This is a genomic window from Streptomyces sp. NPDC023541 (assembly GCF_055559995.1).
The window spans coordinates 59541-71835 of the sequence record NZ_JBVHJO010000020.1; the positions used below are offsets into that span (position 1 = coordinate 59541).

The 12295-nt window shown below is 71.8% G+C and carries 10 protein-coding genes; 5 read left to right on the forward strand and 5 right to left on the reverse strand.

Features of this window, described 5'->3' with window-relative positions:
• Positions 1–163 precede the first annotated feature (163 nt).
• Positions 164–778, reverse strand: a complete 615-nt coding sequence (locus ACZ3X1_RS32560; RefSeq protein ID WP_467282501.1) for a hypothetical protein — start codon at positions 776–778, stop codon at positions 164–166.
• A gap of 148 nt (positions 779–926) precedes the next feature.
• On the opposite strand from ACZ3X1_RS32560, the gene ACZ3X1_RS32565 reads away from it, so the two are divergent.
• Positions 927–1979, forward strand: coding sequence for a serine hydrolase domain-containing protein (locus tag ACZ3X1_RS32565; RefSeq protein WP_467282503.1), 1053 nt, complete (start codon positions 927–929; stop codon positions 1977–1979).
• A gap of 1127 nt (positions 1980–3106) precedes the next feature.
• Complete coding sequence (locus tag ACZ3X1_RS32570) at positions 3107–3349, forward strand: DUF6332 family protein (RefSeq protein ID WP_390077493.1); 243 nt, start codon at positions 3107–3109, stop codon at positions 3347–3349.
• A 49-nt stretch (positions 3350–3398) separates the two neighbouring features.
• Here the strand turns inward: ACZ3X1_RS32570 and ACZ3X1_RS32575 are convergent, their stop codons facing one another.
• Positions 3399–4844, reverse strand: coding sequence for a DUF7824 domain-containing protein (locus ACZ3X1_RS32575; RefSeq protein WP_467282504.1), 1446 nt, complete (start codon positions 4842–4844; stop codon positions 3399–3401).
• Positions 4845–5257: 413 nt separating this feature from the next.
• Between ACZ3X1_RS32575 and ACZ3X1_RS32580 the strand changes: the two genes are divergently transcribed.
• Entirely contained in the window at positions 5258–5947 is a 690-nt protein-coding gene (locus ACZ3X1_RS32580) for a response regulator transcription factor (protein ID WP_362627778.1), read from the forward strand.
• Between the two features lie 178 nt (positions 5948–6125).
• On the opposite strand, the gene ACZ3X1_RS32585 is transcribed toward ACZ3X1_RS32580, so the two are convergent.
• Both ACZ3X1_RS32585 and ACZ3X1_RS32590 read right to left on the reverse strand, forming a co-directional pair.
• Complete coding sequence (locus ACZ3X1_RS32585) at positions 6126–6509, reverse strand: peptidoglycan-binding domain-containing protein (RefSeq protein ID WP_391701647.1); 384 nt, start codon at positions 6507–6509, stop codon at positions 6126–6128.
• A 601-nt stretch (positions 6510–7110) separates the two neighbouring features.
• Positions 7111–7710: a TetR/AcrR family transcriptional regulator gene (locus ACZ3X1_RS32590; protein ID WP_467282508.1), complete on the reverse strand. Its 600-nt coding sequence runs from the start codon at positions 7708–7710 to the stop codon at positions 7111–7113.
• 158 nt (positions 7711–7868) lie between these two features.
• Here ACZ3X1_RS32590 and ACZ3X1_RS32595 point away from each other — a divergent pair, with 158 nt between their 5' ends.
• Both ACZ3X1_RS32595 and ACZ3X1_RS32600 read left to right on the forward strand, forming a co-directional pair.
• Positions 7869–8672, forward strand: coding sequence for an alpha/beta fold hydrolase (locus ACZ3X1_RS32595; RefSeq protein WP_467282510.1), 804 nt, complete (start codon positions 7869–7871; stop codon positions 8670–8672).
• Between the two features lie 996 nt (positions 8673–9668).
• Positions 9669–9959, forward strand: a complete 291-nt coding sequence (locus ACZ3X1_RS32600; protein ID WP_390077499.1) for a hypothetical protein — start codon at positions 9669–9671, stop codon at positions 9957–9959.
• 737 nt (positions 9960–10696) lie between these two features.
• On the opposite strand, the gene ACZ3X1_RS32605 is transcribed toward ACZ3X1_RS32600, so the two are convergent.
• Positions 10697–11866: an NAD(P)/FAD-dependent oxidoreductase gene (locus tag ACZ3X1_RS32605; RefSeq protein WP_467282514.1), complete on the reverse strand. Its 1170-nt coding sequence runs from the start codon at positions 11864–11866 to the stop codon at positions 10697–10699.
• Positions 11867–12295 lie beyond the last annotated feature (429 nt).

Genomic DNA, 12295 nt, shown 5'->3' on the forward strand with positions numbered 1-12295 from the left:
TCGAGGCGCCGCCGCCGGTGGTAGCGGTGGTGGGCGGCACCGAGAGGAGCCGCCAGTCGGCCAGGCCGCCGTGGGTCTCCTGGCCAGTCAGGGAGGTGTAGGTGTCGGCCAGTGTCCTAGAGCCGCAGGGGCGCGTGAGGGGTGAAGTCCGATCCCTTCGTCCTCACGGCGACCTTGTTGGTGGCCTGAGTGTTGCTCGTGGGGTCGGTCGCGGTGCGGAGCAGTGAGCTGCCCGCGGTGGCAGCCCCTGGCCGATGACCCCGGCGGGCTCGGGCAGCTTCTGCGGTGCGCCCGCGGCGCCGGAGAACGGATCGCGGGGAGGACGATCAGGAAGGCGCCGAGGGCCGATGCCGGGCTTGCCCAGCAGCGCGTGGAGGCCGGCGACGCCCGCGGCGACTGCGGCGACTGCGGCGACGGTCAGGGCCCGGGCTCCCGCCGCGGCCCACCAGTGGCCGGTGAGGACGCCCAGCCAGCTGTGTGCGAGAGCGGCCCCGGCCAGGCCGACGAGGGCGGAGGCGCCGGGAACGGCGGTGACGGCGCGGCCGCCGCGGAGCCCACCGAGGGAGACGAGGGCGCCGGCCGCCACCCCGGCGAGGGCGAGCAGGACGCCGGCACCGGAGCCGGCGCCGCGGGCGGCGGTGGCGGGCACGGCCTGGGCCGTGGGCGGCGCCTGGGAGGCGGCGGCCTGCGTCAGCAGCTGCGCGACGACGGGGCTCGCGGCGGAAGCGGTCATCAGGTGCGGGCCCTGCGGGGTGACCACGACTGCGCCGTACAGCATGTCTGCTCCCTCCTCGTGGACGGCGCCCTGAAGGCGCCCGGCGTCTCGCCGCGGTCGCTTCGCCGTACTGCTCAGGTCGCAGTGGCGGCCGTGGAAATCATCATCGAGGCGCACCGGCAGCGACCGGGGCGCCGCGATGATGTTCGTCATGGCACAAGAACTCGGAACCCTCGCCCAGCGGACCGCGGACCGGCTGGCCGAGAAGCACGTCGGCGTGGTGGTGGCCGTGGTGGCGGGGAACACCGTGGAGATCCGCGGCGCCGGAAGCACCGGCGCCGACCACGAGCGTACCCCCGGCCCCGACACCCTGTTCGAAATCGGCTCGGTGACGAAGCCGTTCACCGCGCTGGCCTTGGCGCGCCTGGCATCCCTCGGGACGGTGGCGCTGGACGAGCCGCTCGCCGATCTGCTGCCCGACGGGACGGCCGTTCCGTCCCGTGACGGCCGTCGGATATCGCTCCAGCACCTGGCCACCCACACCTCCGGGCTGCCGCGGCTGCCCCGCGGCATGCTGCTCCCGGCTCTGCTGCGCCCGTCCACGCCGGACCCGTACGCCGGCTGCACCGCCGAGTTCCTGCTGACCGGGCTGGCCAGGACCCGCCTTGGGGCCGTGCCGGGGAAGCGGTTCCGTTACTCCAACCTCGGAGCCGGGCTACTGGGGCTGGCCCTCGCCCGCCGCGCCGGCACGGACTACGAGTCCCTCATCACCCGGGAGATCTGCGGTCCGTTGGGCATGGCGGACACCGTGGTGACGGTGGACGGCGCCCGCTCGGAACGCTCCGCGCAGGGCCACGTCCGCCGCGGGCGTCCCGCCGCGCCGTGGCACCTGGCCGGCCTCGCCGGGGCCGGCGGCCTGCGGTCGACCGCCACCGACCTGGTGGCCTTCGTACGGGCCCAGTTGGACGGCGGCCCCGAAGGGCTCGCCGAGGTGATCCGCCTGAGCCGGTCGGTGGAGCACCGCAAGAACCGCTTCGCCTGGGTGCACCTCGGCTGGATGGCGCACCGCCTCCACCCCCGGCAGGGCGCCCACCTCCAGGTCTGGCACAACGGAGGGACCGGGGGCTTTTCCTCCTTCGTCGGCTTCGATCCGGAGAAGCGCCTCGCCGTCATCGCCCTCGGCAACACCCGAAGCCCCGTGGACCGCCCCGCCTTCGATCTCTTGGGCACGCTGCAGGCGGAGAACGCGGCCGGGCCGAACTGACACGGCGCGGGAACCCACGGGGGGGCCGCAGTGCTCCCCGTCCCCTCACCGTGGGTCGCTGACGGTCCGGGTCAGGGGCGGCGCCTGGCCACGTCGTGCGCCGCGCTCACCTTCGTCGTCGCGGTGAGGCGGTGCCCGACTCCTCCGCTCCGGTTCCCGACGCGGTGCCCCACCAGACGCGTCGTTGCTGACGCCGCGACCGTGAACGTGAACGTGACCACGACCGCGACCGTGGCTCCGTCGAGGCTTCGCTACCGCTTGAGGTAGGCCGCGGACGGTTCGATGCGCACCCTGGTGAAGATGGCCGCGGTGTGCTTGCGACCGCGCTCTCGCTATGAACAGGGCGCCCGACCACAGCCACGTTGGAGCGGCCTTCGGCCATGAGGGCCAGCCCGTCCAGATCGCGCGGTGGCAGCTCAGCCGTGATGCCGCGGGCGTCGCTGCGGGCCAGCAGCCGTGCGATGACAGAGTATGAGGACCGGCAGCGTCCCGGAGCGCATGTCGGCCCGCTCCGCCGAACCGGCCTTCGAAGGCGGCAGTTTCGGCAGGCCGTGTCCGGGCACACGCCGTAGCGTCACCCAGCGACCGCACAGGAGGATTCATGTCCGGGCTACTCCGCAAGATCAAACAGTTCAGCCGCAGCCCGCAGGGACAGCGGACGATCGCTTCGGCGCGTCGGGCGGCTTCCGATCCGCGCAAACGTGAGCAGGTCCGCGTACTGTTCGGCCGTCTTCGCGGGAAGCGCTGACGGCACCCGGGCCGGATCGGCTCGCGCCCGGTGGTCTCACCCGGTGGTCTCAGTGGCCGCCGGCGAGCGCGGTACGCAGGTGGGTGAGTCGCGAGGCGGCGCGCAGCCGCAGGTAGGCGCTGCGGTCGGCCGCCCGCCCGTCACTGGCACAGCCGTCCGGGACGGCACCGTCCTCCTCGGCGCGACGCGAGCGGCGAGGAAGGCGGTGAGGTCCGCGAGGTCGGCGGCGGTCAAGTGCACCGGCAGGCGTGCGCTGACCAGGCCGGCCTCGATCACGATGTCTCGGCCGCCTCGCGAGCACGGTGGTCCCGACGCGAAGCACGCTGCACGGCCGGCTTACCTCGTGGACTACCGGCCGCCCCGGTGCGATTCTTCAGGCATGAAGACGAGACGACGGACCCAGGCCGAGCGGGACGCGATCCCTGTTGAGATCGGTTATGCGCTGCTGAGCGCATGTTTCCTCGGCGCCCTCGTGTTCGCGACGATCGCGGGGCCGACCGCCGTCTGGGACCTTCCGGCGGGGGTGGACGAATTCCTCCGGGTCACCGGGGTTTGGATTGCCGGACTTCTCGCGGTGGTCCGCGTGGTTCATGTCCTCTGGCGACACGGACAGCGCGGCTAGCAGGTGTCCGGCGCCGCACTCACCGGCAGCCGGGCCGCGCCGACCGCGCTCAGCTGCCGGTGAGTGCGGCGCTCAGGCGGCGGGCTTCGGTGGTCAGGGCGCAGGAGCCGCGGCGGGCTGCGGCTGCCGCCACCGCGTCGGGGACCGGGCCCGTGGCTGCGCACTGCTCGGCGCAAGAGGCGGCTACGGCCAGGATCGCGCCCGCGCCCCGTACCGAGGGCAGGAGGGCCGGCAGTACCTCGGCGAGCACGGTCCACAGGGTCGCGTGCGCGCCCGCTGCCGCGGCGCAACGGGCCGCGTCGGCAAGTCGGTTGGGCTTCACCGTGCCCAGGGCCGTCATGGCGGCGAGCTCGCGGCCCAGCAGCGGGGCGTCGAGATCGCCCCGGGCCGCCAGGACGAGCAGCGCCTCCACCGCCGGGCGGCGGCTCTCCGCGTACCGGCCGCCCAGTCCTGCGGCCACGGCGGCGTGCAGAGCGGGGCCCGCGGGCCCGCCCAGCCGGGCGAGGTGGGGCAGCATCCAGGAGCTGCCGTGATCGCCGGCCGTCGCCGCCAGCGTCACCTGCGGCAGCAGCCACGCCGCCTGGGTCTCGCGGTCCTCGGGCAGCACGGACGCGCGTACGGGGTGCCCGTCGTACCAGTGATAGCACTGGGTGAATCCCGCGTGCGGACGGCCCAGCCAGTGGAACGGCTCCGGGAACTCCCGCTGCAGGGCGGCCCGTTCCCCACTGAGGAAGGCGACCTGCGCACTGGCGGTTCCGGCCCGCTGCCAGGCCTTGTGGGCCTGCGGATCCGGTTCGACGACGCGGCGCAGCGCCGGGGCCGGTTCGCCGTCCGGGCCGAGCCAGGCGGCGAGCCGGGCCCCCTCGGCGGTACCGAGGCGGGACGCCTCCTCGGCGGCCGCCCCGCCCGCAGCATCGTCACGCCGTACGCGCAGCAGCGCCTGCCCGAAGTCGGCCGGACCGGGCCGTATGCCCCATCGGCGGTAGGCGGTGAGCCGTTCCACCAGTTCGGCAGCCTCCAGCGCGCCCGTGTCCCAGGTCGGCGTGGACAGCAGGAACGGCAGCGGCTCCTTGGACATGAGCCTGTACGCGATCTCGCGCAGCCGGGCGGCGAGCACCAGCTCCAGACCGCCCTGCGCACAGTCCTCGTGCCCCCGGCCGCGGCGTACGGACTCGGGCTTGAGGCTGTATCCCGGCACCTGCCACAGCAACGCGGCCACCACGACGTTCAGGCCGCCGAGTCGTTGTGCCTCGATCTCCTCGGTGTAGGAGTGCCCCAGCGCGTCGGCGAGCGCCCGCGCGAGCGGGTGGCGGTCGCGGTGGGCATGCCGTACCAGCCCGTCGAGGGAGCGCTCGAAGTCCGCCACGGTGTGCGCACGGGAGTCGAGGTGTGCCGCCGTGAGCTCGACGGTCTCGGCGAGCCCCTCGGGCGCGGGATCGAGCCGCCGCGCGGGAGGCACGGGCGGGAGGGTGTCCTCAGAGGCGGTCCAGAACATGCCGCAACGCTAGAGGAGCCCACTGACACACCCCTGCCGGCCCCTGGGTCGACCGTGGGACCGAGGCCTTGAACGGGCTGTCGCCCCAGACTCTGACGGCCCGTCACTCCCTCCGCCCCGCGAGCACCAGCCACAGGACCCGCCCGGCCTGCACCGCGAGCGCCGACAGGCGGTGGGTGACGACGTCATGGAGGTGACCGGCCAGGGCGGTACCGCGCCGGTGGCCGAATTGCCGTCGTCGGGCTCGGTTTGCTCACCATGCGGGAACGGGTGAGACTCTACGGCGGGTCACTGCGGGCCGGGCCGAGAGCCGAGGGAGGGTTCGAGGTCGTCTTCACCATCCCGCTTGCCCCGCTCGACGCAGCCGGGGGCGCGTGACACCTCCCCCGCACACACGGGGGGAGACGGCCGCGATGACACGGCTGCTGATCGTGGACGACCAGGTCCTGATACGGGCCGGGCTGGCAGCACTGGCTGCGGCGGCACCCGGCTTGGAGGTCGTGGGGCAGGCGGCAACGGGCGAGGAGGCGGTCGAACTCGCGGCCGCGCTGCGGCCGGACGTTGTCCTCATGGACATCCGTCTGCCCGGGATGAGCGGTATCGCCGCTCTCCAGCACATCCTCGACCGGGCGCCTCAGCCGAAGCCGAAGATCGTCATGCTCACGGTCTTCGATCTGGACGAGTACGTGTACGCCGCCCTGCGGGCCGGCGCCAGCGGGTTCCTGCTCAAGGACACCCCTCCCGAGCGACTGCTGGCCGCTGTAGCCCTGATTGCCGAAGGCGAGATGCTGTTCGCTCCCACGGTCACCCGAAGGCTCGTCGAAACCTTCGCCCACCAGCCGGAGGCGCGGCGTGCGCAGCCTGCCAGTCTCGCTGAACTGACGGAACGCGAGACGGACGTCCTACACCTGGTCGGGCAAGGCCTCGCGAATGAGCAGATCGCCCAGCGCCTGGTGGTGAGCATCGCCACCGTCAAGACGCACCTGAACCGCATCATGTCCAAGCTCGGCCTGCAAAGCCGAGCGCAAGCCGTGGTCGTCGCCTACGAGAGCGGCCTGCTGTCGCCCGGCCGGGCGGGCACTCAGCGGCCCTCTGCCCTGTAGTGGTGTGACCGGAGTCGTTCGCCGTGCGGCTCGTGTTCCGGTCGGATGACGTCGGGCGTGGCGGCTCCGGCCGGCAGGGGCCTGGCCACGGCTGGAGGGGTGCCGGCCCGCCAGGGGCGGGCCGGCACGTCACAGCGATCCGGGGTCGCTTCCGCTCACCGATCCCGGCCGGCCGCTGTCACTGGCCCCGCAGCTTGCGCCAGGTGTTGGGGCCCACCTTGCCGTCGGCCGCGAGGCCCCGGCTGCGCTGGAAGGCCTTCACCGCGTCTTCCGTGGCCTTGCCGAAGTCGCCGTCGACACCGGTCCTACCGATGTTGAAGCCCCAGACGTCCCGCAGGAGGCACTGCACCTCGCGCACCTTGTCGCCGCGGTCGCCCCGGTCGGTGTACGGCGTACCGTCCTCGTAGCCGCAGTACCAGCCGGAGGCCGCCGTCGTGGCCGCCGTGGCGGCTGCCCCCGCTCCCGCCGGGGCGGCCGAGGCGACCCCGGCCGTGCCCATCAGGACGGCGGCGGCCAGAGCACCGCCCGACAGCAGTACGGCGGACTTCTTGGTGGTGATCATGTTTCTCCCCTTCATGACATGACAGGTCGCCGGGACCGGCCGGCCTGAGCGCGCCCTCAAGGGCGCGGGCAGGGACGCGTCATCCCCTTGCGTATAGGTGTCGCCCCGTCCCGGCGCCGGGTGCGACAGACAGGAACGCTATGCGGGCGGCCGGTGTCCACTCGTCGCCCGACGGGTTGATCCCCTGCCTCAACCCCTCAGCCCAGTCCCGCCGACTGTGCAACCACCGCATGAGATCGGGCCCGTGGCATGTACAACCACGGCCGCAGCGCAATCCGGCCAGCCGGCATGCCTCGCGCATGCCCCGGCCGGAGCACGGTCACCCGGGTTTTGCCCGGCTCAACCCGACGCTGCCGTGCCTGCACTGGGGACCGGACCGACCGGCCCGCCCGGCTCCTGCTACCCGTCATCCCCGCGAGGCCATAGATCCGGCTGGCCTCTCCGAGGACGGACGCCCCGGGCGGGCCTGACCCGTGGTCCGGCACCTCGACAAGTCCAAGCCCCGCCGGCCGAAGATGACCGCGGTCACGAAGCCCTGTCGTCAGTACGTGGCGGGCCCGTCGCGTGTTCCTCGACCCCGCACTGACCAAGGAGCCCCAACCTAGTAGGTCTTGTGGCCTTGACTTGGGGTGAGGGCACGGATGACGTGGTTGATCAAAGTGTCGAGATAATCGGGCTCTGGCAGGCCGAGATGGAAGACCAGGCGGTGGTACAGCGGGCCGTAGAACAGATCGAGGGCAAACTCCAGATTCGCGTCCGGGTGGAGGTGCCCCTGTTCTTGAGCACGCCGCATACGCTGCTCGAACTCCTCGATACGCGGACGAATCAGGCGCTCGCGCACGTGGCCTGCGAGTTCCGGGTCGCCGAGAGTGTCGGCGATCAGCCCTGCGAGGGGGGCGTGCGACGGCGGGGAGAGGAAGCCGATGACGGCGGCCAGCTGGGCGCGCATGTCGGTGGCGAGGTCGCCGGTGTCGGGGTGGGGGGCCGCGATGTCGGCTGCCTCGTGGAGGGCTTCGAGGACGACGGCCCCTTTGGACGGCCACCACCGGTAGATCGTCTTCTTGCTGACGTCGACTCGGGCCGCGATGCCTTCGATCGTCACTCGACCGTACCCGTCTTCGCCACACAGCTCGAGCGCCGCGGCGAGGATCGCCTCGTGGCTCTTCTGGCTGCGTCGCTGCGGGTTCGGGGGCTTGGTCACTGCACCACCGTCACAGGACACGACACGTAGCGTGTTGGCAGATGTACGACCGGGCAGGCAGTCTCTGCGAGACAAGCGACACGGCACGTGTCGTGTTCTCAGTGGGGTGCGGGGCTTTGCATCCTGTGCGCGATGCATGAAGGTGAGTTGGGTTTCCTATGGACAAGGTGTTCTCGGCCGACGGCACGGTCATCGCCTACGAACAACAGGGGTCGGGCCCTGCCGTCGTCCTCGTCGGCGGTGCGTTCATGACTCGCGGCGATTCCGCCGAGCTGGCAGGCCTGCTGGCCGAACGCTTCACGGTGATCACGTACGACCGCCGCGGACGGGGCGACAGCGGGGACGCTCCGACCTACGACGTGCAGCGCGAGGTCGAGGACCTGAACGCGCTGATCGGGCACGCGGGCGGCAAGGCCATGGTCTTCGGTATGTCCTCCGGCGCCGTGCTGGCACTGGAGGCCACCGCCCGCGGCAGCGCCGTGACACGGCTGGCCCTGTACGAACCGCCCTTCATCACTGATGCCAGCCGTCCGCCGCTGCCGGCCGACTATGTCGCTCACCTCAAGGCACTCGTAGCTCAGGGCGCGTACGGCGATGCCGTGGCCTACTTCATGACGGCCGCGGTGGGCATGCCGCCCGAGGCGGTCGCCGGTATGCGGCAGGCTCCGTTCTGGGCCGCCATGGAGGCCACGGCCCGCACCCTGCCCTACGACGGGCAGGTCATGGGCGACACCATGTCCGGCCGTCCCCTGTCCGCCGAGCGCTGGCAGTCCGTGACGATCCCCGTCCTCGTCGCCAGCGGAGACGCCGGCGCACCGCACATGCTCACCGGCGCCCAAGAACTCGCCAGGCTGGCAGGCAACTTCATTCTGCACACCTTCCCGGGCCAAGAGCACACCATCGCCCCCGAGCTCCTCGCTCCCGTTCTGACCGACTTCTTCACCGCCGAGGCGCAGGCATGAGTCTTCACCCTCCGCCTCTTGCGTGCGGGGGATGCGGTTCCGAATAGCCGAGGCGGTGCGCGCGGCCAGCAGGACAACAAGCATGCCGATTCAGGCCAAGCTGCGCACGACTGACAACTCCATCGGTCTGAAACGTAGAAGGCGGAGGAGCCAGCTCGGATACCGTTCCAGACCGCCGAACCGGGCTTCCGTCCTGGCGGGGACTCGTGGTCGCATGCGCGCAGCCTCGCCCGGTGGCTGCGCGCTCAGCCCGAGCAGGCACGCGTCGGCCGCCCGCCGAACGCGGTCACGGAGCAGGGTCATGGAGTGTGCGGCGGCGACGAGGGGGTCGCCGAGCGCGGCTGCATCACCGACACCCTGGGTTCGTCCGGCGCGGCACAGGAGTGCGGAGGCCTCGCGGATCCAGTGCCCGGCGAGCGCTCAGCCGGCCGGGGCGATGTGCCGTGTGAAGCGCTCGCGTACGCGCAGCCGGCGTCACGGAGCCGCTCCAGGAACTCCGTGTCGCCGTCGGCGAGCGCGGCCGCGGTCCGGACGGTGCGCTGCGGGGACTCCCGCCCGATCTCCGGCAGCCCGCGGCGGGCGGCCTTCTCAACCTCGCCGGTGACCGGGCTGCGGCGCGCGGGGTGCGGTCCAGGGGTGACATCGGGGTGAGGCCCCAGCCGGCATCGGCAGGCACGGGCGGCGGCGGTGTGCATCGCGGAGATGTCGCCACCGCAGCCGGGGGGGGGACGGCCGTCCTGCCGGGCCAACGTGGCCCGGATGTGGATGAGGTCGGGGGCATGCCGCATGGATCCACCGGCAGGCGTGCTCATCGTCGGGAGAGTCCAGATCGTTCCCAAACGGAGGCCAACCCGAGGCTGCCCGCAGGGCATCGACTGGATAACGTCACGAACACCCGTGAGAGACGCCCTGCGGCACCTTCTACTGAGCCACACCATCTCACGCCCGCCCAGCTTGAATCGACTGCGCACGTATGGCGCATCGGAAGGACCAGTCGTGTCAAAGTCGCCGCAGATCGGCACCCTTGCACCCACAACCAAGAAGAAGTTCTTCGACGGACTTGCCCCGTGGCAGGTGGTTCTCTCCCTGCTCCCGATGGGACTGCTCTTCATAGGCGGTGCGATCGGCGGCGGGCTGGGCGCTCTGGCCATGGCCGCCAACGTGAAGATTGCCAAAACACAGCTGCCGACTGCCGGCAAAGTGGCAGGAATGCTAGGCGTCGGTCTCGCAGCGCTCGTCATCTTCCTGGTGGTCGCAGGACTGCTGTCCAACGCCTTGAACGGCTGATTCAACAGCAGCCGCCGACAGCACGACTACCATCCACGCCGGTGCGACCCGGCCAACGCGGATACCACCGGCGGGTACTGGCGGCCCGCAAGTCCGGCGACGCCGTGAAGGACGACCCGCTCGAACCCCGACCACTCCCCCGGCCAAGCCGGCTGTGTTGGCGACGGCTCCCCGGTCCACGCCTTGGCGCGCCGAGCGCCCCTCGCTGTCGGACGGTGTCCCGCGCCAACGGAATGGGCCGGCGGAGTGGCAGCGCGCCCGCGCGCCACCCACCCGCCAGCACCGCGGGCGCCGCCAGCAGACGCAGGATCAGGCCGACGGCCCCGTCCCCGGACAGGGGGCCACCAGCCACATACGGCGAGCGGCGTCCCCGCCAGCACGGCGGCGCCCGTACGGCGCTGCCTGCCGATCATCAGCACCGCGATCCCCCCGTCCCGTTGATGCGGCCACCCCCGGCCAGGGCCGACGCTGCTGCCCGGGGACGGGTGGTCAGTCCCTGGGACCCGGGGCCCCTGAGACCCTCGCGGCGTACGAGCGGACCTCGTCCGACGTCGACACCCCGCGGCCCGGGGAACGTACCTGGAGAGCGGGACGGCCGGCCGCGACGAAGTCATCAGCACGGAGACCAGGGCACCGGCCGTACGGCTACCGGGCGTCCGGGCCGTCCTGGGCGGCGGGCCGCGGAAAGTACCGAGGAGCGGGCGACGCCCTCGGGCTTGGACCGCCGCCGCGGGGGATCACTGTGCCTGGGCAGCGGAAGCAGGCACCAGGGCCCTCTCAGCCGGGCGCAGCGGCTTCGCCCACCGGTAGGTGCCGGGGCGTCGGCGCTCCGCGCGCAGGGATGCGAGCGTGTATCGGTTGATCCACTCGTTGATCCGGGCGGCAGGCCGACCGGTGATCACCAGGCGGTGCGCCGAGTCATCGGTGCGTACCGGCTGAATGACGCCGTCGTGGCGACCGAGGCTGATGGACTGCGCCAGGTAACGGAACCTGAGCGGCTTGGGCTCGCGTCCACGGGCGAGTGCGTCAATGGCCTCGGCAGCGTGCGCTCCGGTGGGCATCGCCGTCGCGCACGCCATGCGGAGTTCCCCCGTGCCGGGCACGGTGACGCGTGCCGCGTCGCCCACGACGAACACGTCGGGGTGGGAGAGCGAGCGCATGGCTGTGTCCACCAGAGCCCGGCCTCGCCCGTCCACGCGCAGCCCGGCTTCGGCGGCCAGCGAGGGAACGGTGAACGCGGCAGCCCAGACGACCACGTCCCCGGTCAGCCCACCGTGATCGGTTGACAGTCCACCGCGGTGGACTGCTTGGACCCGGGTGTGTGAGTGCAGTTCGACGCCCAGACGTTCCAGGGAGTTGCGCACATGGGTCCGGCCGGCTGTTGAAAGCCCGTTCCCGGGCTCGCTGCCGGTGACCAGACGTACCTGCCACGCGCTGGCCGACTCGGCGAGCTCTGCGGCCAGTTCGATGCCGGTCGCTCCGCCGCCGACGACGGTGACGGTGCCGGATCCACGAGACAGTCGATCACTGAGCTGCTGAGCCTGCTCCAGTGTGTAGGCGTGCTCGCGGATGCCGGGAACGCGGGTGGTGTCGGTGCTGCTGCCGAGGGCGTAGACAAGCCGGTCGTAGGTCAGAGTGGTTGCGCTGTCCAGAAGTACCGTACGGGCGGCCGGATCGATCGACGTGGCCGTGGCCTTGACCGTGTTGATCTCCCTCCCGGCGACAAGGTCACGCAGGACGAGGGGTGTGCCGACGCGGCCGGCGGCCATTTCGTGCAGCCGGATGCGCTCGGTGAAGCATTCCTTGGGGTCGACGAGAGTCACCTGGTGGCGGCGGCTGACGCGGAGGGCCGCGGTCACTCCGGCATACCCGGCGCCCACCACCACGACGTGCTGCTTCTGTCCCATGTCGATGTTCCCGTTCCACTCTCGCGAGGCTCCGTGTGTGCCCTTTCGGTACGAAGACCGGAGAGCGGGTCCGGATCGTGACAACGTTCCGCCGATCTGTCGTGTGAAGTGGATCTCATGCCGGCTTCCGGCAACTGACAGGTCACATTCCGCGGCCGGCCTACGGGCGGTAGATCATCTCTGTCAGGGACGCCACTATGCCTCGCGACGATCACCGAGTATGACGCCCCTCGCGCCGGCGCCGAACCGCACCAGAGAAGCCGACTCGCAGACGGCTCTCTGAGCTCGTGTCCGGCCCCCCGGCCGCAACAATCTACGCAATACCGACATAACTAGGCCACGGGTCCTGCCTAACCGCCCCGATGAGCCCACGCCCCGAGGGACGCCACAGCCGTTCCGACGGTCCCGACCCGTGAAACCGTGACGCAT

Coding starts and splice junctions, on each gene's coding strand:
- ACZ3X1_RS32560 (WP_467282501.1), bottom strand. CDS start 778: ATGCTGTACGGCGCAGTCGTGGTCACCCCGCAGGGCCCGCACCTGATG.
- ACZ3X1_RS32565 (WP_467282503.1), top strand. CDS start 927: ATGGCACAAGAACTCGGAACCCTCGCCCAGCGGACCGCGGACCGGCTG.
- ACZ3X1_RS32570 (WP_390077493.1), top strand. CDS start 3,107: ATGAAGACGAGACGACGGACCCAGGCCGAGCGGGACGCGATCCCTGTT.
- ACZ3X1_RS32575 (WP_467282504.1), bottom strand. CDS start 4,844: ATGTTCTGGACCGCCTCTGAGGACACCCTCCCGCCCGTGCCTCCCGCG.
- ACZ3X1_RS32580 (WP_362627778.1), top strand. CDS start 5,258: ATGACACGGCTGCTGATCGTGGACGACCAGGTCCTGATACGGGCCGGG.
- ACZ3X1_RS32585 (WP_391701647.1), bottom strand. CDS start 6,509: ATGATCACCACCAAGAAGTCCGCCGTACTGCTGTCGGGCGGTGCTCTG.
- ACZ3X1_RS32595 (WP_467282510.1), top strand. CDS start 7,869: ATGGACAAGGTGTTCTCGGCCGACGGCACGGTCATCGCCTACGAACAA.
- ACZ3X1_RS32605 (WP_467282514.1), bottom strand. CDS start 11,866: ATGGGACAGAAGCAGCACGTCGTGGTGGTGGGCGCCGGGTATGCCGGA.